23 protein-coding genes and 1 pseudogene are annotated in these 26388 nt (G+C 47.5%); 20 read left to right on the top strand and 4 right to left on the bottom strand.

The features are described from left to right. Window positions 1–10 precede the first annotated feature (10 nt). The 6 genes and pseudogenes from wecB to QP794_RS18290 all read left to right on the top strand — a co-directional run bounded on the left by wecB (window position 11) and on the right by QP794_RS18290 (window position 5556). The gene (wecB, locus tag QP794_RS18315; protein WP_285078522.1) at window positions 11–1102 is read left to right on the top strand and encodes a non-hydrolyzing UDP-N-acetylglucosamine 2-epimerase; all 1092 of its coding nucleotides are present in this window, start codon (window positions 11–13) and stop codon (window positions 1100–1102) included. Continuing rightward, a pseudogene (locus QP794_RS18310) lies at window positions 1095–2083 on the top strand (polysaccharide biosynthesis protein). Before wecB ends, QP794_RS18310 begins: the two are co-directional and overlap by 8 nt. Then, the gene (locus QP794_RS18305) at window positions 2080–2907 is read left to right on the top strand and encodes a dTDP-4-dehydrorhamnose reductase family protein (protein WP_094938318.1); all 828 of its coding nucleotides are present in this window, start codon (window positions 2080–2082) and stop codon (window positions 2905–2907) included. The pseudogene QP794_RS18310 and the gene QP794_RS18305 overlap by 4 nt, the downstream one beginning before the upstream one ends. Further along, a complete protein-coding gene (locus tag QP794_RS18300) occupies window positions 2889–3830 on the top strand; it encodes an NAD-dependent epimerase/dehydratase family protein (RefSeq protein ID WP_285078391.1) in 942 nt (313 codons plus the stop codon). The genes QP794_RS18305 and QP794_RS18300 overlap by 19 nt, the downstream gene beginning before the upstream one ends. Continuing rightward, window positions 3827–4543 carry a glycosyltransferase gene (locus QP794_RS18295; RefSeq protein WP_079347545.1) on the top strand — a complete coding sequence of 239 codons (717 nt, stop codon included), beginning with the start codon at window positions 3827–3829 and terminating at the stop codon, window positions 4541–4543. Before QP794_RS18300 ends, QP794_RS18295 begins: the two co-directional genes overlap by 4 nt. Window positions 4544–4839: 296 nt before the next feature. Beyond that, window positions 4840–5556 carry a glycosyltransferase gene (locus QP794_RS18290; protein ID WP_285078389.1) on the top strand — a complete coding sequence of 239 codons (717 nt, stop codon included), beginning with the start codon at window positions 4840–4842 and terminating at the stop codon, window positions 5554–5556. A gap of 161 nt (window positions 5557–5717) precedes the next feature. Here the strand turns inward: QP794_RS18290 and QP794_RS18285 are convergent, their stop codons facing one another. Next, window positions 5718–5891: a hypothetical protein gene (locus QP794_RS18285; protein ID WP_179132714.1), complete on the bottom strand. Its 174-nt coding sequence runs from the start codon at window positions 5889–5891 to the stop codon at window positions 5718–5720. Then, a complete protein-coding gene (locus QP794_RS18280) occupies window positions 5888–7126 on the bottom strand; it encodes a glycosyltransferase family 4 protein (protein ID WP_285078388.1) in 1239 nt (412 codons plus the stop codon). The genes QP794_RS18285 and QP794_RS18280 overlap by 4 nt, the downstream gene beginning before the upstream one ends. A 187-nt stretch (window positions 7127–7313) precedes the next feature. Here QP794_RS18280 and QP794_RS18275 point away from each other — a divergent pair, with 187 nt between their 5' ends. Continuing rightward, complete coding sequence (locus tag QP794_RS18275; protein ID WP_285078386.1) at window positions 7314–7661, top strand: hypothetical protein; 348 nt, start codon at window positions 7314–7316, stop codon at window positions 7659–7661. A gap of 209 nt (window positions 7662–7870) precedes the next feature. After that, window positions 7871–9358: a DHA2 family efflux MFS transporter permease subunit gene (locus QP794_RS18270; protein ID WP_079347538.1), complete on the top strand. Its 1488-nt coding sequence runs from the start codon at window positions 7871–7873 to the stop codon at window positions 9356–9358. Between the two features lie 83 nt (window positions 9359–9441). On the opposite strand, the gene QP794_RS18265 is transcribed toward QP794_RS18270, so the two are convergent. After that, entirely contained in the window at window positions 9442–10515 is a 1074-nt protein-coding gene (locus QP794_RS18265) for a glycosyltransferase family 4 protein (protein ID WP_285078383.1), read from the bottom strand. 240 nt (window positions 10516–10755) lie between these two features. Between QP794_RS18265 and QP794_RS18260 the strand changes: the two genes are divergently transcribed. From QP794_RS18260 to QP794_RS18210, 11 genes are all read left to right on the top strand, one after another. Continuing rightward, complete coding sequence (locus QP794_RS18260; protein WP_483311924.1) at window positions 10756–11880, top strand: ABC transporter ATP-binding protein; 1125 nt, start codon at window positions 10756–10758, stop codon at window positions 11878–11880. Then, entirely contained in the window at window positions 11877–12593 is a 717-nt protein-coding gene (locus QP794_RS18255) for an ABC transporter permease subunit (RefSeq protein WP_285078381.1), read from the top strand. The genes QP794_RS18260 and QP794_RS18255 overlap by 4 nt, the downstream gene beginning before the upstream one ends. 4 nt (window positions 12594–12597) lie before the next feature. Beyond that, complete coding sequence (locus QP794_RS18250; protein ID WP_285078379.1) at window positions 12598–13992, top strand: GldG family protein; 1395 nt, start codon at window positions 12598–12600, stop codon at window positions 13990–13992. Then, window positions 13989–14987 carry a DUF4340 domain-containing protein gene (locus QP794_RS18245; protein ID WP_285078378.1) on the top strand — a complete coding sequence of 333 codons (999 nt, stop codon included), beginning with the start codon at window positions 13989–13991 and terminating at the stop codon, window positions 14985–14987. The genes QP794_RS18250 and QP794_RS18245 overlap by 4 nt, the downstream gene beginning before the upstream one ends. Before the next feature lie 240 nt (window positions 14988–15227). After that, a complete protein-coding gene (locus tag QP794_RS18240; protein WP_285078376.1) occupies window positions 15228–16196 on the top strand; it encodes a YhcN/YlaJ family sporulation lipoprotein in 969 nt (322 codons plus the stop codon). Window positions 16197–16461: 265 nt separating this feature from the next. Continuing rightward, window positions 16462–16686, top strand: a complete 225-nt coding sequence (locus QP794_RS18235) for a helix-turn-helix domain-containing protein (protein ID WP_017692532.1) — start codon at window positions 16462–16464, stop codon at window positions 16684–16686. 199 nt (window positions 16687–16885) lie between these two features. After that, window positions 16886–17878, top strand: coding sequence for a virulence RhuM family protein (locus QP794_RS18230; protein ID WP_285078373.1), 993 nt, complete (start codon window positions 16886–16888; stop codon window positions 17876–17878). An 863-nt stretch (window positions 17879–18741) separates the two neighbouring features. After that, window positions 18742–19605 (top strand): MurR/RpiR family transcriptional regulator, encoded by an 864-nt coding sequence (locus QP794_RS18225; protein ID WP_024632538.1) that lies wholly within the window; start codon window positions 18742–18744, stop codon window positions 19603–19605. A 4-nt stretch (window positions 19606–19609) separates the two neighbouring features. Continuing rightward, entirely contained in the window at window positions 19610–20338 is a 729-nt protein-coding gene (gene nagB / locus QP794_RS18220) for a glucosamine-6-phosphate deaminase (protein WP_094938333.1), read from the top strand. Then, complete coding sequence (gene nagA, locus QP794_RS18215; RefSeq protein WP_285078371.1) at window positions 20335–21549, top strand: N-acetylglucosamine-6-phosphate deacetylase; 1215 nt, start codon at window positions 20335–20337, stop codon at window positions 21547–21549. The genes nagB and nagA overlap by 4 nt, the downstream gene beginning before the upstream one ends. Window positions 21550–21663: 114 nt before the next feature. Next, window positions 21664–22035 carry a hypothetical protein gene (locus tag QP794_RS18210; RefSeq protein WP_285078370.1) on the top strand — a complete coding sequence of 124 codons (372 nt, stop codon included), beginning with the start codon at window positions 21664–21666 and terminating at the stop codon, window positions 22033–22035. Between the two features lie 349 nt (window positions 22036–22384). On the opposite strand, the gene QP794_RS18205 is transcribed toward QP794_RS18210, so the two are convergent. Further along, window positions 22385–23740 carry a dipeptidase gene (locus tag QP794_RS18205; RefSeq protein WP_285078369.1) on the bottom strand — a complete coding sequence of 452 codons (1356 nt, stop codon included), beginning with the start codon at window positions 23738–23740 and terminating at the stop codon, window positions 22385–22387. 228 nt (window positions 23741–23968) lie between these two features. Between QP794_RS18205 and QP794_RS18200 the strand changes: the two genes are divergently transcribed. After that, window positions 23969–26371 carry an AraC family transcriptional regulator gene (locus tag QP794_RS18200; RefSeq protein WP_285078367.1) on the top strand — a complete coding sequence of 801 codons (2403 nt, stop codon included), beginning with the start codon at window positions 23969–23971 and terminating at the stop codon, window positions 26369–26371. The last annotated feature ends 17 nt before the right edge of the window (window positions 26372–26388 follow it).

Here is a 26388-nt window from a genome sequence, read left to right as displayed (position 1 = left end):
AGGGGTTACGATGAAGATCATGACGGTGCTGGGTACGCGACCTGAAATTATACGGCTCAGCCTGATCATTTCCAAGCTGGACCAGTACGCGTCCAAACATATTCTGGTACACACGGGACAGAACTTCACGGAAAGTCTCAGCGGTCTTTTCTTCAAGGAAATGGGCCTGCGGGCGCCGGACTACGTCCTTCAGGATGAAGCGGCCTCGCTGGGTCGACAGTTATCCTCGATGTTTACACAAATAGAAGATCTATTACATCAGGAGAAACCGGATAAAGTACTGCTGCTCGGGGATACGAACAGTGCATTATGTGCCGTTCTGGCAGAACGGATGGGCATACCCGTCATTCATATGGAAGCAGGCAATCGATGCTTTGATCTGGATGTACCCGAGGAGAAAAATCGTAGGGTTATCGACGCCATTTCCACCATTAACATGCCGTATACCGAACAGAGTAAGAAACATCTGGTTAGTGAAGGAGTGCCCAGTCGCCGAATCGTGCTGACAGGTAACCCAATCTATGAAGTGATGCAACACTACGACGCACAAGTGAGTTCCAGCAAAATACTAAAGAAATTGAAGCTGAAGTCCGGGAAATATTTCTTGGTTACGGCCCATCGGGCGGAAAATGTCGACCACCCTCCACATTTGCTGGAAATCATGAAAGGCTTGAACCAGGTCGCTGAAGAACATGCCATGCGAGTCATATGCAGCATTCACCCTCGAACGGCCATTCGAATTGCCGAGCATCTGCAGCTGGAGATGCACCCGCTGGTGGAATTTCACGAGCCATTCGGTTTTTTCGACTTCGTGATGTTGGAACGACATGCACGCTGTGCACTTACAGATAGTGGAACCGTACAGGAGGAGTGCTGCATCATGGGAGTGCCTACGGTAACCATGCGTCGAACGACAGAACGTCCGGAGACCGTGGATTGCGGCAGTAACGTGGTCTCAGGTCTGGATGCGGAGCGTATTGCGGGCTGTGTGAAAGTAATGACCGAAATGTCAAACGACTGGGATTGCCCACAAGGTTACAAAGCAACCGATGTATCCAGTAAAGTGGTCAAATTTCTGCTTGGAGGGAAAATGCATGTTTGAAAATAAGCGTATACTCGTGACTGGCGGTACGGGATCATGGGGTTATGAACTTGTGGCTCAACTGCTGCCCCAGCAGCCCAAGGAGATTATTGTTTACTCCCGGAATGAGTCCAGCCAAGTGGCAATGAGTCGTGAATTCGAAGACCCGCGTCTTCATTTTCGCATTGGTGATATTCGAGACAAGGATGCCCTAACCGTTGCCTGTCAGCATGTGGATTATGTATTTCATCTCGCAGCGCTCAAGCATGTGCCGGTGTGTGAAGACCAACCGTATGAAGCACTCAAAACCAATGTGATCGGCACACAGAATGTCATTGAAGCTGCGATTGAAAATAATGTGGAAAAAGTCATTTATATTTCGACCGACAAGGCCGCGAATCCATCCAATTTCTATGGCATGACGAAGGCAATCGGGGAGAAGTTAATCGTATATGCCAATCTGCTGCACAGCAATACTCGGTTTGTAACCGTACGTGGTGGGAATGTACTTGGAACGAACGGCAGTGTCGTACACTTATTCAAGAATCAGATTCGTTCCAAAGGTCAAGTATCCATCACGGATATGAAAATGACCCGATTCTTTCTTACCCTGAAAGATGCGATCACATTGCTGTTCAAGGCTTCGGTGGAAAGTGTCGGTGGTGAGATATATTTGTCATGACGATGCCAACCTGCAAAATTGTAGATCTCGCAGAAGTACTGATTGAGGATTCAGGTGTGGAGAATGTATCTATTGTGGAGCGCGGTACTCGGCCTGGTGAGAAGATTCACGAAATTCTGATGAGTGAATTCGAGAGCATGACCACCGTCGTATATGATGAGCAATATTTGGTGATTTTGCCTACACTGGGTATTCCGGGATTGAAAGAGCATTACACGAACTGTCCTCCGGTCTCCTTCAGCAGCTTCAGTTCCGAGCATCAACTGATGAGCAAAGCAGAGATTCGTGAAATTTTGCAACGCGGAGGATTCCTGTCATGAAACTTCTGATACTTGGGGGAAACGGAATGGCCGGCCATATCTTGGTCGACTATTTCCGCCGTCAAGGCGTGCATAGTGTCTTCTACACGACCCGGGATGTATCCGATCCTAACGGTCTGCTGCTGGATGTAAACGACTGCTTCATGGTCGATCGTCTGGTGGAGGCTGTGCACCCGGATGTCATCGTTAATGCAGTGGGTGTATTGAACAGCTTTGCGGATGAAGACAGAATTACCGCTTATCATATTAACGGATTTCTGCCGCATCGTCTGCGGCGGATCGCCGATACGATCGGTGCACGTCTGATACACATCAGTACAGATTGTGTGTTTAGTGGGGACCGGGGAGCATACCGGGAGGATGATGTAACGGATGGAACATCTGCCTATGCCATCACGAAAGCACTGGGTGAAGTTCAGGATGCCGGGCATCTGACGATCCGTACGTCCATTATAGGACCTGAAATTCGAAAAGGCGGCATCGGTTTGATGCACTGGTTCATGTCCTGCACAGGCGAGGTTGGTGGGTATACACGTGTCTTCTGGAATGGAGTGACCACCTTAGAACTGGCCAAATGGGTAGATCATTATCTGGCGTCGCCGGTCAGTGGTCTCATCCATCTGGCGCATCCGGTGCCTGTCAGCAAGCACGATCTGCTTGTGCTGTTCAAACAGACATGGGATAAACAGGATGTTGTTATCGTACCTGATGATAGCGTTGTGCAGGACCGCACGTTAGTATCCACACGTGAGGATGTGAAGACAGACCTTCCGGATTATTCTACGATGCTGAAGGAGCTGGCATTATGGATGGAACAGAGCTAACAGGCAAAAAGGTACTGATCACGGGTGCCTCCGGCTTCACTGGACGGCATGCGGTTGCTTACTTCAGGGCAGTTGGTGCGGAGGTGGCAGCGGTGGTCAGGCGGGTAGGCATACATTCGTTTGGCGATGGCGTGGCTCTACATGTCTGTGATCTTAACGATAAACAGCAAGTCCGTCATCTGATTGATGAGGTAAAACCGGATTATGTACTGCATCTAGCAGGTAAAAATTCCGTACCTGATTCATGGGCTGATCCGTTGCTCGTACTGGAGACCAATGTGATGGCTGTTCTGTATTTACTGGATGCGCTGAGAAGCTGTCCGGCGGCACGGACCGTTATTGTAGGTTCCCGATTAAAATATACCGCCGAACCCGGTCGTGCACCGCAGCCCCCTCATCCCTACAGTCTCAGCAAAGCACTGGAGGAAATGGTATCTCTATCCTGGATGTCTCTCTTTGGACAGCAGATTATGCTGGCCGAGCCGGGGAATTTGATCGGGGCAGGCCCTTCGACGGGCATATGTTCGCTGCTTGCACGTCATATTGTTGCCTGTGAACTGGAAGGCAAGACGGAAGCCTTTCGTCTATCCGGCCGGGATAATACCCGTGATTTTCTGGATGTGCGGGATGCGGTCAGAGCCTATGCAACACTGCTTGTTCAAGGCACCACGGGGAATGTATACCCGGTTGTGTCAGGCACGGAGCGCAGCCTCGGAGAGATTGCGGATATGCTGCTTACCATGTCCGAAGCGGAGGTGCCTGTACGATGGGACGGCGCTTCTTCCGGTCCGGACGGGGCAGGAGATCAGCAGGAATTCTCGGCGCTGCGCAAGTTGGGCTGGCAGCCACTGATTCCATTTGCCCAATCTCTTCAGGACATTCTGAGTGATGTTCGTACCCAGCATGGGAGGTCGACTGAATGAATCCGAAAGTGTCCATCGTCATTCCATTTTACAATTGTCCCTATGTGCCTCAAGCGATCCAGAGTGCACTGAACCAGACATATACCGATGTGGAGATCATTATCGTCAACGATGGTTCTACCCGGCATGCGGAGCTGCTTCAGCCGTATCTTCCATACATTTATGTTCTTGGCAAAAGCAACGGCGGCACTGCTTCGGCTCTGAATCACGGCATCCGTCATGCCTCCGGGGACTATATCGCATGGTTAAGTTCGGATGATCTTTTATATCCGGATAAGATTCGTCATCAGGTTGAATTTATGCAACGGGAGAATGTGCTCATCTCACATACCAACTTTAATTACATTAATGAACATTCTGCGGTGACCAAGCTGAACGGAGGGGCTGACCCGGTACCTGAGCCAGATTGGCTGCGCCTCTTCGTTAATGGTAATCCGGTGAACGGTTGTACCGTGATGATTCGCAAGGATCTGTTCAGTGCGGTGGGATTGTTCGACGAACTGTTGCCTTATACACATGATCTGGATCTATGGATGCGTATCCTGCTGAACGGTCATCGTTTTCCATATCTGAACGAGTCGCTCACAGCATATCGACGGCATGGAGAAATGGGGTCGGTACGTCATGCGGATTCCATCGGCCGGGAGGCCTCCATGGTGTGGTCCAGATATCGGGAGTCTTTGTTACAGCGAATTGCTGTGATGGGAGGATAAAAAAAACTTGGTTGGGGTTATGGAGGCCGCAAGGGTGGCCGAATAACGCCCTCTTTTTTTGTAAGCATTTTTCATAATTCACTAAACTCGCTCTGGGAACAAGATATAGACGAATAGAAGCATTTCGAGCTGTTTCCTACTGATTGAAAGACGCTCTCTGGATTAATGCAAGATGCTTATTTAAATTGTGGATAATTTATGCGTAGCTATGCCAACAGATGCCCGATACCTATCGGATCTGTCCTCATATAATAGGGGGAATGGGGATTATTTACGCGGAGAAAGGGGAGGACCGAATGGAGCCGAAAGTATCAATTGTCATTCCTTTTTATAATTGCGCGTACATTGAGCAGGCTGTTCACAGCGCCGTTCACCAGACGTATCAGAATATTGAGGTCATAGTGGTAGATGATGGCTCTACGCAGCATGTGGAGCGGCTGCAGCCCTTCATGGATCGCATTCGCTATATTCGAAAAGAGAATGGTGGAACGGCAACCGCGTTAAACGAGGGTATCAAACAGGCGACAGGGGATTACTTTGTGTGGCTCAGCTCCGATGATGTGATGCTGCTCGACCGGGTAGAGAAACAACTGAAATTCATGCTCGACGTCAAGGCATCATTCTGTCACGGGGCCTATCATTATGTAGATGCAAACAGTGAGTGGGTGGACACGGTGAGACCGGAGGTAGGAAGTCGTCTGGAGATGCTTCAGGTGTTGACCGAAGGTTGCCCAATTAACGGCTGTACCGTGATGCTAGAGATGGATGCATTTCGAAAGTTCGGCATGTTTGACACCGATTTTCGTTACACGCATGACTATGAGATGTGGCTGAGACTGTTTCCGCTCTATGAGCTGTTCTATTACAATGAGCCGTTGATGTGTTATCGGGTTCATGAATCCATGGGAACCAAGAAACACTTTGAGGCATTGAAAGCCGAAATGGAGCTTGTTCAAGCGAAGCATCGGCCTGTGCTGCTTAATCTGCTGCAGGTAGGCGGTTATTGGAAGTAGAGAAGCAAAAGCTAAAGTCGTGGGAGCCACGAATGCGTATCGCTAGGCTAGATAGTGAAACGTAAGATAAAGATAGAAAAAGAGGGTATTCGATTGCCGTGAAGTGGGGCGGCATGAACGAATATCCTCTTGTTTGTTCCTGTTAGTAAAGTGTCTTGATTCTAGTTATTCTCAGAAGTCAGAATGATCATGGTTGCTGGGTCAGGGAAAACATATCCTTTGGGCAGTTTCCTCATTAATTCGTTCATTACAGCGTAATCCACCTCAATATGTGTCGTCGACACTGGGATGGAGAACCAACGGTTATACAAATCACTGGGGACAAGCAATGTCATATTCTCTGACCTCCTAAATAAATGGCTTCCTGGTAAACATGCAGCGTGCGCAATCCCATCTCCTCCAGTGATCGATGTTGTTCAGCCCATGCTTTAGCTGCTGCTCCTACCTTTGCACGGGTGGCATTATCCTGCAGAAGAGCGTTTAACAGTTGACTAAGGGCCTCGACATCCTGCGGTGGCACGACCCAGCCGGTATGTTCAGGCTGCACCATCTCAGGCATACCTGCCGTCCCGCTTACGATGACAGGCAATCCGGCGAGCTGAGCCTCTGTGACCGAGAAAGGCTGCGTATCCTGCAAGCTGGGCTGCACATAAATATCGGCACGACGCAGGAATGAAGGAATGTTGTCGAGTTTACCCCAGAAAACGATGTCACCACCTACGCCAAGATCATGGGCCAGGGAACGCAAATCCTCCATTAGGTTGCCTTCTCCAGCAATCCAGCAGACCCAATCGGATCGGGTCTTCTTCAGGCTGGAGAGTGCTTTGACCAGAATGTGCACCCCTTTGATGTGCTCCAGTCTGCCTGTAAAGGCGATCACTTTTTTGCCCGCTGGCTTGCGCTGACGGAACTTGACCGCTGCTTGTGCACGGTAGGCTGGAATATCCACAGCATAAGGAATAATTCGAAATTTCGATTCGGGAACACGGAGGTCCGTAAGTGTGCTCTTAATCCAATGGCTGGAGACCAGAATAAGTTCGGATTGTTCAGCACTTCGCTCTTCTAATGAAAGGAAGTAACGTCCGCGTTTGGATTGCATATATTCGGGAAGTGTAAGCTTCGCGTTAGAGTTTTGAGCATCGTAAAAGGCTTCGCGCGCAAGCGCTCCGTGGTAACTTGTGACCAGTGGTGTATTGGGGTTCAATATGCGTTTCATTGCAACGGCAGCGACCGGATCCTGCGCATGGATGACGTCGTAATGATCAACGCCTAGATAGGCAGCTCCCATTTCAAAGGCATATCTGTTCAACTCATAATAAGCCACGAGAGAATCGGCAGTGAATTGAGGAAAATCTGTTGGATTAAGCTTGGCTTGAAGCATAGGCCATACCTTATCCTTTGAGAAGGAACGATTTAGATTGCGAATGTACACTTCATTTTTGGCTCCGTTGGTGCCCATTATATCCACCTCTACGCCAAGTGCCATCAGTCTGTCAGCCAGCTGCTTCACATATGTCCATATTCCACCCATCTGTGTAAGCTCCCAATAGGTCACGAGCAGAACTCTCATAGGTACCCCCTTGTCTCGGCCTGCACAGGCCGAGCTTCTATCTATCCAGTCTATGAAAAAAGGCAGACGAAAGGGTGGGCGTTTCCGTGGAATTGGTTAAAATGGGTGATTTTAAATAGCAATGGACGAGAGAAGGCATAACATATCTGGAGAAAGGTTCAACTCGCTTTACAGGAGGGGATGTACAGTGGTCGCATTTGTGTTGGAGATTCACGAAAACCTGCTGCAAACCGTTGTTCCGGTGAGATACATGGACATTGAATTGGAATTTGCAGGGAACAACGATGTGGATATATTTGTTGGAGGAGTAAGTCCTACCCGGGGGGAGCTATATCGATACCTTTTTCGGATAGGGGCAGATACAGGAAACTATATTATTCATAATCTGGAAGTCTCATCCGATCCGTGCGAGCTGCGTATCATTAGCAACAGTTCTTCACCAAGCCATCTGGTTATTCGTATATACTGCAGAAGTGACCAGGGTCAGACCTTAGGTATACTTTCGGAGCATCAGATGATCAAGATGGCAGATTAGTAAAGCTCACATCGAGAAGGAGTTTATCCAAATGGATGGAGCAGGAGAAGACCTGGTCCATTTTTTGGCATGAACTTAATTCGTTGCCCAATTAAACAAAAGTTTAAAACGACGGTTTAAAACAAAAGTTTGAAACGTCGTGAATATAAGGCCGATCGAGAGGCAGATACAAAGATAACGCCTCCAGGCCGGAAAAGAGAGTGGAGAGAGTGAAACAACAAACAGCAGTGCCCCAGGACCCGGCGGAGTTTTCGATTAAAACGATTATTTTGCCGCTACTGGCTATTATCGTCGGGATGATTATGGTCATCTTGGACAGCACGGTGGTTAACGTGGCGATTCCAAATCTGGTTCAATATTTTGAGACGGATCTGAAGACCATTCAATGGACCGTTACAGGTTATACGTTGGCCTTGTCAGCTGTCATTCCGCTGGCGGGATGGTTGACCGACCGATTTGGAGCCAAAAGAGTATTTCTGTTCACGATTGCGATGTTTACCTTGGGTTCGGTATTATGCTCAATTGCGCAATCTCCTGAACAATTGATTATTTACCGGATCATCCAGGGACTTGGCGGAGGCATGGTTGCTCCGATTGGTATGGCGATGGTGTTCCGTCTGGCTCCTCCTGAAAGAAGAGGCTCGATCATGGGGATGCTCGGAATTCCGATGTTGCTGGCTCCTGCACTGGGCCCCGTATTATCCGGCTGGTTCATTGAATCATTCAGCTGGCACTGGATTTTCCTGATCAATCTGCCGATTGGTATTGCCGCTTTTATTCTATGTATCAAGTTCCTGCCGGATACGGATCGTGGACGCACACCTGCACTAGATCTGCTCGGCATGATTCTGGCGCCAATTGCATTCTCAATGCTTGCATACGGTGTAAGTGAGGGTGGAACAAGCTGGAGTTCTGCAACAGCACTGACGGGTGTGATTGTCGGGGGCGTGGCATTGATTCTGTTCATTATCGTGGAACTTCGTCACAAAAATCCACTGCTGGAACTTCGGGTATTCAGATCCTCGGATTTCACACGTGGTATTATTCTCGCATGGGTATCACAGGTTGCTTTGTTCGGAGCGATGATTTTGATCCCGCTGTATTTGCAGCAGATCAAAGGCTACACTGCACTGGAAACAGGACTTATTCTGCTTCCGCAGGCGCTGGCTTCGGGTGTGGGTATGCCACTTGGTGGACGATTGTTTGATAAAATCGGTGCAAGACCACTGGCCTTTGTGGGTCTGGGTATCATCTCGGGTGCACTGTTTATTCTGTCTTCTATTACGGCGGAAACCGGTCTGGGTCTAATCATTCTTAGTCTTGTCATGATGGGCTTGGGTATGGGCTTCTCCATGATGCCTCTTAATACGCATGTACTGAATGCTGCTCCACGTAAGCTGGTAGGTCGGGTCACCCCGCTTACTGCGGCTGCACAACAAGTAGTCGTATCCTTTGCCGTTGCCGGCCTAACCGGATTCCTGACCTCCCATATTGCAAGCAATACAGCTGGAGCTACTGATGCTGCAGGTATGGTGAATGGATTAGTGGCTGGTTTTAACGACACCTTCTTCCTGGCGGCTTGCATTGCCCTGTTTGGATGTCTGCTCAGTCTGATCCTGCGCAAACCGAAACGGATGGAAGAAGATTCCCTTCAAACAGGGGATAAACCCGATCCAGCGATGATGATGGGACACTAATTCAAATAAGCTGAGATTAAGGTAACACTTCACTTGAATTTAAGGCAGTTCAGAGATGTTTCTGAACTGCCTTTTTGTTTTGTTCAAAAGAAAATGCTCAAGGCTGTCATCATTTCACGGAATGAAATGGCGTATCGGTCAGGTGAGAAGGAAACGGCCATATGCTGTCTGCCCTGAATGCGTATATAATCCCGCAGCTGTTTGTTATGCATCAGGTCTACTGCTTCAGATACAGCGGCATTCACGTTTCCAATCGGATAGAATTTTCCCGTTTGGTTATGTGTAATGAAGGAACGTACGCCATCCGAATCGGTACTGAGTACAGGACAGCCGCAGCTGATGGCTTCAGCAACAGCGTATCCAAAGCCTTCAAGCAATGATGTAGACAGCATGATTCCCCCCGAAGCTGCGATCATGGAGTAGAATGTGGGCATCTGGGAATGGGGGACGTTGATAAAGATGCCAATCCGATCTTCTAGCCCGTACTCCGCAAGCATGTGTCGGAACATGACCTCATCTTCTGGATTGGCCAAGGTGGGATCATGGAACATCCATAGTCTGGCTTCTGGAACACTTTTAATAATTTCACTGGATATCATCAAATATTCCCGCCAGTTTTTGTTGTGTTCGAGCCTTCCCACCCATGCAAGTATCGGATAGGGTGGGATATCCACCGAGATGGGGGCAAAGGTAGTGGTATCCAGCATATTGGGAATGACAAACCGATGAAGCCATGGACACATATGGATGAACAGCTCCAGTAAATGATCCGTAGGAGGAATGACCGCGGCATTACAGTGGGCTTGCAGATAAGGTACTCCCATCTGAATGGTTTCCATAGCATGTTCACGCGTCCCTAGTCCCTGTGCTTCAAAGATAATGCGCCCATTATACCCGAGGGACCTTAATCTACCCGGCATGTAAATATCCGAAGTGACAATAATGGCATCATAACGATGATGATGGATCAAGCTGTGTATCTCCTCATCACTGGAAGCTGTGAAGACCGGCGTGCTGTTATTGTTCTGCATTCCCGAGCCAGGGTACAGATACAATACATGCGCTTCGATGCCATGCCGTTGCAGAACGGCTGTACGAAGTCGGTTTAATGTATTCACACCACCGCTTGGAACAAAAAATGTGAATAGTACTTTCACACGGTTCACCCTCTGACTTTTGTGAAGGAGCTCATGCTCCCGTACTGTATGGTACGTTGCCCCAGAGTACAGGGTGTGGGTGAATGGAGGGTTGTTCACATTTTAGACAAATATTTTTAAGCTCTCTTTTAAGTGACTTTAAGCTGCATTTAGGATACAACACGTAAGATACAAGGAACTTCCCGTGTTGACCATCCGAAGAAAAGCGACGATGGCACACGGGTATTTTAACGGGAAAGGATGAATGATGTGCTCGAAGTGAAACAGGTAAGCAAAGTATTTGATGGACGGCGCGGCGTGCATCAACTGGATTTCACAATGGAGCGCGGTGAGATTGTTGGATTTTTGGGACCAAATGGTGCCGGGAAAACAACAACGATGCGAATGATCACAGGCTATTTGCATCCAACGGAAGGTTCCATAACGGTAGATGGCATATCGGTGCACGATCAGGGGCGGAGCGTTCGTTCCAAGATTGGTTATCTGCCGGAGACACCCCCGCTTTATCCCGATATGACGGTTCAGTCGTATCTCAAATTCGTCGCTAATCTAAGAGATGTCCCAACACGTGAAGTAAAGTTACGGGTCAGTGAGATGGTGAGCAGACTGGGTCTTCAGGATCGGGAGAAGCAACTGGTTCGTGGACTATCCAAAGGGTACAAGCAACGTCTGGGTCTGGCTGGAGCCATTATTCACAAACCGGATTTGCTCGTGCTGGATGAACCCACTTCAGGACTGGATCCGAATCAGATTATAGAAATACGGGATCTGATTCGTGAACTGGGTGAGAATCATACCGTGCTGCTTAGTACACATATTTTGCCTGAAGTAAGCGCAATTTGTAATCGCATGTTAATCATTAATCAGGGACAGCTTGTATTGGATGGTTCACCTCAGCATTTTGGCTCAGCGATGGGTGATCAGTTCAAAGTATCCATTGAAGTGAAGGCAACAGAGCAGCAATTACATAACTTGCTGACACCTTGGGAGAAGGTGCGGATTGAACTCGTTCATACACCTGATGGACATACGTCCAACGATTCTTCCGATACAGTCAAAATGCTGCTCACGGGTGAATCGTCGGACGATTTTCGGGAAGAACTGTTTTACCTTTTGTCTGGGGCAGGCTTGCCGATCCTGGAGATGAAGAAAGAAAATCTCAGTCTGGAACAGATTTTCCTGAAGCTTACGACAACGGAAACGGAATCCGAAATGGAACTGTCCACGAAGGAGCCTCAAGCGGATACCGTGCAAGTCGCGGCGAAGGAAGCAGAGACCCAATCGGATATCGCTTCAGATCAAGAGCCATCGGCAATGTCCGAGAGCGCTTCATCTGAATCCCGCACAGGGGAGGAGTCCAAATGAGAAGAATGATGGCGGTTTGCAACAAAGAATTGCAAGCATACTTCCTGTCGCCGACGTCGTATTTCGCGTTTGCTGTATATGTACTGATGACAAGTTTGCTGTTCTATTCCAGCTTTGTATACTATCAGCCAAGTATTGTAGATTATCGCCTGGTACTGGGCGACACGTTATCCATGCTGCTGTTTGTAGTGCCGCTGCTAACGATGAGACTGGTGGCAGAGGAATTTAGACAGGGGACGGACGAACTGTTGTTGACTTCACCTGCACGGGTGACCGAGATTATTTTCGGCAAATATCTGGCATCACTGGCCATTCTCGTCGTACTTATTCTGTGCAGTCTCGTTTATCCGTTTATTATGTCCTTCTTTGGTGAACTGTATCTGACATCAGTATGGTTGTCTGCACTGGGTCTATTTTTCCTAGGCGGAAGCATGATGGCGATCGGACTGTTTGCTTCCACGCTATCTCAGCACCAGATGGTGTCTGCGGTAGCCGGTTTTATTATCTTGCTCGTATTCTGGATGCTTGATTCATTTGCTGGCAATTCCGGATCTGCCCTACAGCAATGGCTTGACCCATTTGCACTGACGAACCGGTTTGACAGCTTTACGAAGGGCGTACTTAGTGGCCCGGATATATTGTATTACGTGACGCTCTCAGGTGTGTTTCTCCTGTTAAGTATTCAAATTGTGGAACGGAAGCGGTGGAGGTGAGAAGATGAAAAAATGGTTGAGTCATACCAACAGTACCGTGCTGTCTGTAGCGGTGATTGGCATCTTTATTTTGCTGACCCTGTTTCTGAATTCGCTTGGCGGTTTCCAATGGGATCTGACCTCGAACAAACAATATACCTTGTCAGACCAGTCTTTAACCGCGATCAAAAACGTAAAAGAAGACGTCAACGTCTTGGTGTTAACTGTCGAAAATGCGAATAATACAGTTTTGAACCGCGAAGTTACAGATATGGTTCAGGAATACACGAAACGCAACAGCAAACTGACGATGAAGCAATACAATCTGACGCAGGAGCCTACGCTGGCCTCCAAATATGGAATCACAGGCAGCTCCATTGTATTGGAACAGGGCGATCAGCATAAAGTCATTGATATCGCCAGTTTGTTCACCGCTGTCGGGGATGGTAGCGATGGATCGTACCAGTTCACAGGTGAGGAGAAGCTGACACAAGCCCTAATGAACCTGTCTTCAACGGAGATGCACAAGATGGTCTTCCTGACAGGGCATGAGGAGCTTGGAGTGGATCAACTGACTACGCTGCGTGCCTCTCTGGAACAGAATAATATCACAACAGAAGAACTTCAACTAAATCAGGCGGGTCAGGTTCCCGAAGATGCGGATGTGCTTGCGATCATCGGTCCACAGCGCGACATCAGTGATGCGGAACTGAAGGCTATACGGACTTATTTGAGTAACGGAGGAAAATTGCTGTTATCCCTCGGTTTTCACGAAGACATGAAATTGACATGGAAAAATATTGATGCACTCATGACCGATTATGGCGTGGTTGATGAGCATGCAGTCATGGTGGATAATCAGCAGGCCAGCACAATGGGACCACTTTGGGTTGTGCCGGAGTATGGCACACATGCCATCACGGATAAACTAGCAGAAAGCAAGCTGTATCCAATGTTATCCCTGTCCATTGCTTTGACAAGCAAAGAGCAGGATAAATACACGTTGTCGCCGCTCATTCATTCATCGAATGACAGTTATGGTGAGACGAACATTGGGGGCTTATTGCAAAACGAGACATCCAATGATCCAGATCAGGATGTACAAGGTCCTGTTGATCTTGGATATGCAGCTGATACAACGGATGGCAAACCGAAGGCTGTTATTCTGGGTTCATCCATTTTCATGCAGGACTCGGAAATAGCGAACGGCGGAAATAGGGATTTTATTCTGAATACCGTTAATTATTTAAGTGAAAAAGAAGACGGGGTAACCATCCGTCCGCGGGTGCAATCCGGTTATCAAACGGCGTACCTGGACGGTGAGCAGGCCAGAACTATTTTCTTCGTGGCAATTGTCGCATTCCCGCTCATCTTTGTTATGATAGGTGTACTCTTATGGTGGAGGCGCAGACGGGTATGAAAAAATGGCTCCCAACGATTCTGGTCGTATTGGTTTTGATTATCGGCTGGGTCTATGCGGCCAGTCAAAATTATTTTCGTGAAGAGGAAGCGGAGAAGGTCAAGTTGCTTGGTATTAAGTCTGCCGACATCCAGTCCATCACGATTCATGACACCAGTGCAGACACATCAGGTGCCTCAAAGGCCTCACAATTGGAACTAAACAATGGCGTATGGAGTATGGTGGAACCAAAGGCTTATCCTCTGAATGGTTATGCGGTTAGCAGTTGGCTTGATGGCTTGAGTGGTGCGGATCAGGAACTGATTGTGGAGGAAGAGCCGAAGGATCTCGACAAGTATGGATTGGGTGCAGATGCAACGCTGCTGGATATCCAACTGAAGGATAACTCTGTAATCAAACTGAGCATCGGTGGCCAGCTTCCGGCTGATGACGCTCGTTATGTTCGGGTAGACTCCGGGCCTGTCGTAGCCGTACAGACGGAATCCATCAGCAATATAGAAAAATCACGGCACGATCTGTTGGACACGACTCCCTTTAATCTGGATGAAAGCAATGTGAATACGCTGGAGTGGGAAGGTGAAGCAGCCACCTGGATGCTCAAATCAGCCTCTGAGGAGGGTGCAGCAGAGCAGACGTGGACGCTTAATGGTGAATCGGTTGAAGCTACAGATGCTGTATCGCTGATTGGCAAAATTAAAAACCTGTCCACAGCAGACGATGTACGCAAAGCTTCTGAACTGAAAGGCACCGTGCCACGCTTTACTTTATCCGTTGAACAGACGGTTAATGGAGAAGCTGTTACGGATGTGTACCGTGGGCTTACTATTCCATCGGAACCGGATCAGATCTGGGTAGTCACACCAGACGGTCAGTGGGCTTATCCTATGGATGCAGCTAGTCTGAAGGAAGCAGAGCAATTTCCGACTTCGATCCAAAAATCAGATGCGTCATCTTCAGCGAAGAAGGACGCTGATGGAACTTCCTCATCCAAATAAGTGAAGTGTCTGCTTCAACATACAATTGAGGAGCTAACTGAAACAGGAATACGAAGGTAATGAAGGTGGTGCTGCACTTTGTGCATGCACCGCTTTTTTTGTTTTTTTTTGAACCTTGAAAGAATTCCCGTTTAGCCCAGATAAATAGAGGTTGATGTTCCATATCCTTTCAGCATATCGGTCCGTACAGAAGAGCATCCTATCCTTGTGACCAAAACCAACATAATTGGAGGATGAGACATGCCAGCAGCCAAAAAGGCGACAGCAATCAGCTTATCTTTGTCTACTGCAATCTTCGTAATGGCTGGATTGACGGGTTGTGGAACCAGCACAAAAGATAACAACAATCTGCACACCCAAAGTGTTCGTCATGAAGTGAAAGGCATTAACCGTTATGGTGTTGAGTCCAATGGGATGGATGGTATTCGTGCGAAAAGCTATCGGACGCATAACGTCACTGACCTGAAATCAAGTGACGAGCTGGCTAAACGTATTACGGAAATGAAGGAAGTGAAGTCAGCACATGTTATGCTGACCGATCGTAACGCGTATGTTGCAGTCCGTTTGACAGATGGTCACACTGGCAAATTGGAAAGCAAATCTTTGCGTAACCGTGCAAATGGCACAATGCGTACCGAAAGCATGGGTCAGGAAATGGGCGGTTTGCGTGTAAATGGTGGTAATGGAACAATGTCTCCATACAGCACAAGTGGCATTGCGCCAGGACTGAACACCAATGCAGCTACGGATCGCAGCCACATGGGCAATGACCGCAGCATCTATGGAACCATGGGTACTGGATCTTATGGCATGATGCGTGGTCTGACCAACAGTGGCACTGGTACTTCACGTTCAATGAGCGATGGTCATTATGGCATGAAGAGTGAAACCACGCGAATGGACAGCACGGATGACAACACACCGGAAGAGATTAAATCCAAAATCTCGGCCAAAATCAAACAATTTGCACCTAACGTAGAGAACGTATACGTGTCGGCTAACCCGGAATTTGTTCAGCATGTGGAGGGCTATGCCACGGATATTCGTAACGGCAAACCGGTTAGAGGCATGATTAACACGTTCCAATCGATGGTTGAACGTATTTTCCCAACGAATGCGTTGAACACCAATCACCGTGACGGCGTGCTTGATGGTGGCATGAATCGTAACAACAACGATGGCATGATGAACCGCATGAATCATCGGTAAACAATAGTCAGAAGAACGAACAAGTTGCCTTTGCGCAGATGGTGACATCAGCAGCAAAGGCATGCTTGTTTCTGAGTGAAAATAACTTTTTCAAGAAAATGAAATAGAATGCTTATATAAGACTTAGCTTTATTCTTAAAACCCCAATTTACTGCCCATTTTTTTGATAAAACTGAACCAACGCCCTTGACCCTACATAAGATGAGTTGACTGTATCCCCTTAACCTTGTTACACCAACACAACCCGAGCAAGGAGGGGTGAACATTGAAGGGTATCGATCATAAAAGCAAATTTCTGTTGACCCACCGTGAACGCGAAGTATTCGAATTACTGGTTCAGGACAAAACAACGCGTGACATCGCAGGGCAGTTATTCATCAGCGAGAAAACGGTGCGTAACCATATTTCGAATGTGATGCAAAAACTCAATGTTAAGGGTCGTTCGCAAGCAGTTGTTGAGCTGATTAAGCTCGGAGAACTGAAGATCTGACGCGATACTGCACAGTTGATTGAAGCAGCATGAAAGTCTTTTTCTATTCTTCATCATGAAGAATGGGGAAAGACTTTTTTGTTTGTGATTTTATGGCAATTATTAGCTTCAGAGGGACTAACGGAGATGGCTTGAGATATGATAAAATGGGAACGTATATTCCAATGTTTGCAGAGTAAGAAATGAGAGAGGTTGAAAAATGGACAATCTTACAGATATCTTAATGTATCAAACTGAAGATGGGAATACCAAAATTGACGTTAAGCTGGAGAATGGAACGGTCTGGATGAGTCAGAAAGCTATTGCCGAGTTATATCAGACAACCCCTCAAAACATCACTCTTCATATCAAAAACATTTATCAGGAAAGTGAGCTGGCATCAGAATCAACTTGTAAGGAATACTTACAAGTTCAAACTGAAGGTTCAAGAGAAATTAAACGTAAAGTTAAGCATTACAACCTGGAGCTAATTGTTGCTGTTGGCTATCGTGTTCGTTCACACAGAGGTACACAGTTTAGACGTTGGGCAACGGAGCGACTAAACGAATATTTGGTTAAAGGTTTTACGATGGACGACGAACGTTTAAAGGACATGCGTAATTTTGGAAAAGATTATTTTAGTGAACTGCTCCAGCGCATTCGTGACATTCGTGCATCAGAGAAAAGATTTTACAGGAAGATTACAGATATCTATGCCACCTCAATGGACTATGATCCAAATGACAGCTTATCCAAAGATTTTTTTGCTGAAGTACAGAATAAGCTTCATTTTGCTATCCATGGACATACGGCGGCAGAACTGATTGCGGAGCGAGCAAGCGCAGATAAAGACAATATGGGGCTGACTAGTTGGAAAGGCGTTAAGGTAAGAAAAAGTGATATAACAATCGCTAAAAATTATCTGACCGATAAAGAACTGCAGGCGTTGAATCGTATTGTAACAATGTATTTGGATTATGCAGAGGATCAAGCTGAACGTCAGTCCCCCATGTACATGAAAGACTGGATTGAAAAGCTGAATTCGTTCCTTAAGTTCAATGAGCGCGAGATTTTGACCAATGCTGGCAAAGTATCTCAAGAGGTAGCGGAGAAACTGGCTGCTTCGGAGTACGAGAAATACAATGAGCGACGAACGGTTATTGAACTAAGCGACGATTTCGAAGATTTTGTTAAGGGGAATAGGCTTAAATAGATTGGGGAGAGAAACTGTCAGATGCTAATCTTGTAAAATAGTATTAGAAACATAATGTAAAATACCTGTTTCCGAACTTGCTCAGCTCGGACAACTGAAGCTTACCCGACACTGCACAGTTGATTGAAGCAGCATGAAAGTCTTTTTCTATTCTTCATGATGAAGAATGGGGAAAGACTTTTTTGTTTTAGGTGGAAAGTAAAAACAAGCGAATTCCTAAGTGAAGGAATCGCTTGTTTTGAATAGATATTCTCAGAAGTTTGGATTTAGAAGCTGCTGATTGCATTCCGCTATTCTGTTTAGATCAGATTTAAGATAGCCTAGCCGCTTTGTCTTTTCACAGCACCACCAGCAGGAACAATGTATCTTTCCTTTGGCAAAAATCCCTTCGAACTTGTAGGACCAACCGTACCGAATAGCAAGCTGTTTTTTACGCTGAATAACACGCCTTCTGTGATGCCTGTAATAGGCTCGATTTCTTTGCTGAGATTTCATTGATCATCACGCTCCCTTGGGAAAAGGCTCAGCCCGCAGAAATTCCAAGGGTACAGATTGCTACGGGCAGAGCGTGATGGAAATCGTAATCGTATATGGCATAAGGGTTCACCTACATATAGTTATTGGAATGCTCCTTCCTTACAAAGGAAATTTCCACATTCGCTTCAAAGTTTAATTTTAATATAAGCTGAATCCGGTTCCTTAATCAAGAAAATGCCTTCTCAAAATTTCAACATACATACTGCTACTATATGGTGAGAATCCTCTTGATTTGCGGCAACGTATTGATTAAAATGAAAATATAAAAATAATTTTCTTTATTTATAATGAATTTATAAAAATAATTTTCAAAAAAAGGAGTACTCATGGCAGCCATACTACATGCGTTGCAGCAAGAACTGAATGACCTTCCGTCACAGGAACGACGAATTGCAGAGGTGATTCTACAGTCTCCATCCGATATTCCTGGCTGGACCATTAATCATCTTGCGCAGCAAAGCGGAACGAGTGCGGCTACGGTAACCCGCTTTTGCAAATCATTCCATTTCAAAGGTTTTCCCGATTTCAAAATGAAGCTTGCCGCAGAATTGTCTCATTCCACCAATGAAACAGCTTATCAGGATATCGTGGCGGGCAATCCATTATCCAAAATTGTGGAAGCCATTGAAGCCAATCATCTGGCCTCCATTGCGGATACTACCCGTTTGCTGGATTTGGGCAGGTTGGAGCATGCGGTTCAGCTGTTATGTCATGCACGTCGCATTGATCTCTACGGTGTCGCAACCTCTTCCATTGTTACGCAGGATTTCTACCAGAAACTTGTGCGGATCGGCAAAAGCTGTACCGCCTTCTCGGATTCACATATGCAAATTACGTCGGCCTCTTCACTGAGTGAGGGAGATGTGGCGATGGCAGTATCCTATTCGGGTGAAACGCCGGAGACGATCGATGCTTTGCATTGTGCCAAACAGGCGGGAGCTTCAACGATTTCGCTAACATCCTATGGGAATAACAAGCTTGCGGGGGTGTCGGATATTCCGCTGTTTACTTCTTCACTGGAAGAAGGCATGAGGCGGGGAGATATGGCTTCACGTATTGCACTGCTGCATGTCGTTGATATTTTGTTCACGGGCATGGTGAGTGCAGACTTTGATCGTTTTATCCCCAAATTGGAACAATCGTATCACAATGTACAGTCTTATCGAGTTCAACATAACGGAGGTGCCTAAGAAGATGAATATACGTATTTTTGAAAATGAAGAAGATTTGAACGCAACGGGTGCAGGTGTGATTGCCAGCTTGCTGCAGACGAAACCTCGGGCTGTACTGGGCCTTGCGACGGGAAGTTCTCCTGTAGGTATCTATAAATCGCTTATTGCTTTGTATCAGAAAGGTCTGGTCAGCTTTGCGCAGGCATCTTCCTTCAATTTGGACGAATATGTCGGTCTCCCTGTGGACCATCGCGAGAGTTACCGCAGCTTTATGAATGAACAATTGTTTTCCCATATTGATATCGATCTTGCCAGAACGCATGTGCCGGATGGGCAGGCTTCGGATTTGAGCCAAGAATGTGTTTCCTATGAACAACGGATTGATGATCGCGGCCCTGTAGACCTGCAGCTGTTGGGAATCGGACATAATGGTCATATTGGCTTCAATGAACCTGGAACCGAGCTGACAGGGCGGACACATGTGGTGGATCTCAAAGAAGAGACAAGAAAAGCAAACGCCCGCTTTTTTAATAGCATTGATGAAGTTCCGACTCAGGCCATTACGATGGGGGTAGGTACGATACTAAAAGCCAAACAAATCCTGCTGATCGCTCGTGGTGAGGAGAAAGCCGAAATTATTCGTGAAGCCTTTATGGGGCCGATTACGACACAATGTCCCGCTTCGCTGCTGCAATGTCATCCCAATGTGGTCGTATTGCTGGACCGTGCTGCCGGGAGGTTGGTGAAGTGAGCGTAGAACATACGGAGAAACATGAGCAAGAGAGTGAAAAAACCATTTCCCTTCTTCGAGGCAAACTCGTATTGCCTGATGGTGTAATGGAGGATGGTGTACTCGTCTGGACAGAAGGGAAAATCCTATATGCTGGTGCACCCGAGGGACTAACAGAAAAGATTCGCCGTGAAGCCTTATCTGTACCTGTTTCCAAGCATGGTGTCATTGTCCCTGGGTTTATAGATATCCATGTACATGGTGGTAACGGAGAGGACTTCATGGACGCGAGTAAGGAAGTGTTGGATAAAATCACTTCATTCCACAGCACACAGGGGACCACTGCCATGCTGGCTACGTCCATGACAGCGCCCAAAGATAGCCTGGATCGGGTATTGTCTGAAGTGCACAGCTACCGTTCCGGTGACATGCCTTATGCACAGCTGGAAGGTGTACATCTGGAGGGTCCCTTTTTCAGTCCCAAATGGCCTGGCGCACAAAATCCGGATCATATCGTATTGCCTAATGTGTCGTGGCTGGAGGCGTGGGAAAAACAATATCCGGGCCTGATCCGTCAAGTCACCTTGGCGCCGGAACGTGAGGGAGCGCTGGAAGTCATTTCGTGGCTGCGCGAGCAGCGTATTACGGCAGCATTAGGTCATACGGATGCTACTTATGAAGAAGTACAGCGGGCAGTTGAAGCCGGACTGCATCATGCAGTGCATACATTCAATGCGATGACACCGCTGCATCACCGGAATCCCGGAGCCGCCGGAGCAGTGCTCAGTGATCCCCGCATCAGTGCAGAGGTCATTGCAGACGGTATTCATGTGCATCCAGCGGCAATCTCGCTTCTCTCACAATTGAAGCAAGCTACCGATCAAATCGTGCTAATTACGGATGCCATGTCTGCTGCCGGGCTGGATGATGGGGAATACAAAATTGGCGACCTGCCTGTGATTGTTAAAGAAGGTGTAGCCAGATTGAAAGATGGAGGCGCACTGGCAGGAAGCACGCTGACAATGATTCGTGGTTTCCGCTATCTGGTACAGGAAGTGGGTATGAGTCTGAATGCAGCTTCACGTGCAGCCAGCCTGACTCCGGCACGTCTGCTCGGCATTGATCACCGAACGGGTTCCTTTGCTAAAGGCAAACAGGCGGACGTCGTTTTGCTGAATGGTGATTTGAAAATTGAGGAAGTGTGGGTGAAGGGAAGACGAATCGGCGGTTAATTCTACATCTGTAGTGTTGTTGTGTGCCTCAACAGGCAATAGCTTGCGTAATGTGTTAAAATAGATCTCAAAAAAGCCGGGATCTGCGGATCACGCATTACGGAGGCGTGAAACATGGAACGTAACGCTATGCTCGAATTCGACCCGTTCATCACAGAGCTGGCGGAAAAGCTGCACGTACACGGATATTATGCCTTTTATGGTGAGCACTACAATGAGACCGATATGGAGCAGTATCGCAGATACCTGTTCACCTCATTCAGCAATATCGTATGGGTGGAGCTGGATGCACGTAAAAAGTACATGATTGTCGATCATCGTGGACGCAACACGGTTATGAAATTAATCGACGGAATGCTGAACACCCGCAGAACGCTGCGGGCCAATCTGGCGATGGCTGGTACGGATACTTCCGAAGTCCAGCAGGAAATCACGCACATGATGCAGCTTGTGCATATGTTAAATTTCACAACCTTCCGCTCATAGGTGGAGGATGCCACGTGTCTTTACCGGAAGGTATTGTATCCAGATCTACCAATTACAAAAGGGGTGTGCCGTCTTGAATATGGACGGCACACCCCTATTTATATACCTACCTACTACCCATCATTTGTAAAGTAGTTCAATCGTAAAATAAGTTATGGAAAAGCTGCAAAGTAGTGCAGGGGACGAAATCGATTCTGTAGAAGCGAAGCGCTCGCCTTTATACCCGGATTTCACCTTTTCAAAAGGGAATCAAATAAATCCGGGGATAACAGCGATCGAAAGAACGATTCGGCACCGGAACGGCCACTCAGCACGCTTTCCAGTACTTATTTTTCACATGAACTCTACTTTACAAACTCTTCATAAACTGAACAATCGTCAACAACCCTTTATCAAAGTTCTCCAGGTTGAAATGCTCATTCGGTGCATGCAGATTCTCATCTGGCAAACCGAAGCCCATCATGACAGCCGGAATACCGAGCACGCGTGAAAGTTTCTCCACGATCGGAATGGAGCCGCCGTCTTTCGTAAACAGAGCACGAACGCCATACACTTGCTCATACGCATCGGCTGCTTTTTGCATTACCGGATCGGAAGGATCGGTATTGAACGCAAAGGCTTTCTCAATCTGCTTCACATGCAGCGTCGCCCCTGGCTGAAGGTGAGCGCGCAGATGTGCTTCGATACGATCAAGCACATGTTGTGGATCTTGGTCCGCAACAAGGCGGCATGTGATTTTGGCATGAGCATCCTTCGGAATAACGGTTTTGGTGCCTTCCCCTTGGAAACCGCCCCATACGCCATTCAATTCCAGCGTTGGACGTGCGCCAACACGTTCCACGAATGAGTAGCCTTCTTCCCCGTACAATTGCTCCAGTCCCAGGTCTTGACGAAGCTGTTCTTCATTGAAGCCCTGCTTCACGAATTCTTCTCTCATCTCAGGAGAAAGTGGCAGAACACCATCATAGAAACCATCAACACTTACGCGACCTTGCTCATCATGCAGCGAAGCGAGCAGGGATACCAATGCGTGCAGTGCGTTCGGTACACCGCCTCCGAATGAACCGGAGTGCAGGTCCGTATTGGCTGTGTTCAGATCCACTTCGAGCGAGCAAAGGCCACGCAGACCCGTGGAAATCGCCGGTTTTCCTTTTTCGAGCAGGGACGTATCCGAGATAAGTATCATATCTGCACGCAGCTTGTCCGTATTGTCATTCAGATAGATCGGCAGGTTTGGACTGGAAATTTCTTCTTCCCCTTCGATGCAGAATTTTACATTCACGGGAAGTTCCTTGTTTTCGGCAAGCAGAGCTTCAACCGCCTTAATATGTATGAAGATTTGTCCTTTGTCATCCGTGGCCCCACGTGCAAACAGTTTGCCGTCCCGCACGGTAGGTTCGAATGGAGGTGTATCCCACAGGTTCAGCGGATCGACAGGCTGTACATCATAGTGCCCATAGATCAGTGCGGTTGGTTTACCGGGTGCATGCAGGTGGTCTGCATAGACAATCGGATGTCCCGCCGTTGGAATAACCTCTACATTTTCCATGCCTGCACGTGTGAGTGCATCCGCAGCCCATTGTGCCGCACGGTTAATGTCCTCTTTATGCGCTGAAATGGCTGAAATACTTGGAATGGATAACCATTCATTTAATTCTGCCAGGTGTTTCTCTCTATTTTCTTGAAAATAAGCTTGTTCCTTCATTAAAAGGGCCTCCTTCATGTTTTGCTTTTCCTTATTGTAATCCATTTTGATGTGTTAATAAAACATTGGTTAAAAAATGATCTGCTACGTACAGTTTCATTCCCCTGGAAATTATGCGTATAATACAAGAAACGGATTTCATCCATATATTCTCAGATGTATTTTGCAGGGGAGTTGAGGGAGTTCCCATGACAGTCAGAACATACGCAAGCAGGCAGGTGAGCGCTGATGGAACCAGCTAGGAAGGTAAGGCTATCCGGTAGACTCACGAGTTGGCCAGGGTTCACGACAGGACGGCATAAAGGGCGTTTTTACCGAAACAGTCTAATGCTTATTTTGCTCATTGCCAGCATTCCCGGACTGATTACAGGCATCGTGATGTACCAGTTGGTTGTTGGCCGGATGGAAAATGAATTTAATCAGATGCACCAAAGCCAGATTGAGAATCGGGCACGCAACGTGGACGACCAACTCGCATATCTGGAGATGAACTTGTCCCATTGGGCTTTTGAGCCCCGATTTGGCAACGCGCTGCGAACGCTGGATTTTGTGTATTATTTCAACGAAACACAGGAGATTGTCACCACTCTTTATGTGCTGCAAGGCTCCCATCCGCTCATCAAAACCGCACAGCTATATTTACAGGAACCGAAATCGATTTTGTTTAACCGGGATTATAACGAGTTGAAGGACGATGCGAAAATAGAGGCCTATGACCGATATCTGACGATGGGCAACCACGTGTATTGGACAGATTGGGTTGCGAGCAAAGGAAGTGATAAGGCAGCTCAAGCAAAGGATAGTATACTGCATACCGATTCAAGTAATGCACTGGTTCTTGTACATAAGATTCCGGGTGAAAGCATTAATCCATTCGGTGCGCTGATCATTACGCTGGATAATGAGAAAGTCGCCAGCTTGTTGAAAACGCTTACTCCTTATGACGAAGGGTTAACGTTTCTCATGGACCAGAAGGGAAATACGCTCGTTACCGGGAATCCGGGAGCTGGGAAGGGAGACCTTGCTTTTGAGCAGCAGCTCAAAGAAGAAGTCGTCCTACATGCAGACAGCCATTCCTTCCTCTTCAAATATGAGGACGAGACCTATTCCGTATCCTATGGATCTTTGAGTCGGATTGATTCGGACTGGACGTATGTCTCTGCAGCTCCGCTGACATCGGTGACCTCGCCAGTGAAGCTTGTATCCAAAATTATTGTTATTGCGAGCGCAGGCAGTCTTCTCCTGGGGCTGGTGTTATCCTGGTTTGCTTCACGCAGGATATATTCTCCCGTCGCCAGGATGCTTCACTTATTGACGCCGGGCAGGAATGAAACGACACCAGACACCAGGCTGGATGAATTCCAGCTGCTGGAGCAGCAGTGGAACGAGTTGACTTCGCAGAGTTTAACGGCGCATCGGCAACTACAAGAGCAACTGCCCCACTTGCGGGACAGTTTTGTATTACAACTGGTGCAAGGGCATCTGTATGCCTATAACGAGCAGGATCTCCAGCAGAGAATGAGGAATCTTGGCTTTGAGGTGGAAGGCCAGCAGTTTTTGCTGCTTCAGATGTATTTTACGGGATATGCCCAGCTGCAGGGTCGATTTGGGAGCCAGGATACGGGGCTGGTTACCTTTGCGGCAGTCAATATTATTGAAGAAGTTTCCAAAAATGTTTTCAATCAAATTAGCGTGATGAACTTTCACGACCTGTCTTCAGCCATGCTTGTGATTGCTCCCGAGGACGAGCCTGTAAAGTCACAAGCGTTGATATGGGGACAGGAACTGGTGGAGGTCATCGGTCAGACATTGAAAATGAACGTGACGTTGATGGTAAGCCGTCCGGCTGCTTCCCTGCAGGAATTGCCGGGATTATTCGTAGAGATGGAGCAGGCGGTTGCTTATCGCAGCGTGGAAGCTGGGAGCCAGATTCTCGATCTGGAGGATGAGCAATGTTTCCGCAGGACGGAAGAAGCCTCGTATCCACTGGGGCTGGAACGTGAGATTCTTCAGGCGATCAGGCTTGGGAAGAAGGATGAATCGGAGCGCGTACTGGAGCAATTTATGATCGAGGTCACCCGAGCAGGCGGTTCCGAATTCCAGGTGCAGCAGATGATGCTTCAATTGTTGGGAAGTATTCAGCATATGATGCTGCAAACCGGGGTAACGCCTTACAAACTGTTTGGAGGCTGCAACATGTATGAGCGATTGTCGACAATTCGCGAACCTGCCCAAATGATGAAATGGATGACTGGAGAAGTATTGCTTCCTTATATACAGGAGATCGAGATCCGATCCCAGGAGCCGCTGAAGCAGGTGGTGGAACGCACGATGTTGTTTATCGATGAGAATTATCGAAATGAGCTCTCCCTGGAAAGCTGTGCAGATGCGGAGCGGATGACCCCTTACGCATTAAGCAAAGCATTCAAGCAGGTATCCGGTATGAATTTCATTGATTATTTAACACGGGTACGAATGGATGCGGCGAAGCAATTGCTGCGTGAGACCACGATGAAAATCAATGATATCGCAGGCGCTGTTGGATACCAGCACAGTTACTTTAATCGGATTTTCAAGAAACAGGAAGGCTTAACGCCGAGCCAGTATCGGGATCAATGGCTGGGTAAATAAACCTGTGCATAAGACTT

The sequence above is a fragment of the Paenibacillus sp. UMB7766-LJ446 genome, from assembly GCF_030226665.1.
Classification (GTDB): Bacteria; Bacillota; Bacilli; order Paenibacillales; family Paenibacillaceae; genus Paenibacillus; species Paenibacillus vandeheii.
The sequence above is the reverse complement of the archived record's forward strand: the minus strand, read 5'-3'. Positions and strand labels throughout refer to the sequence as shown.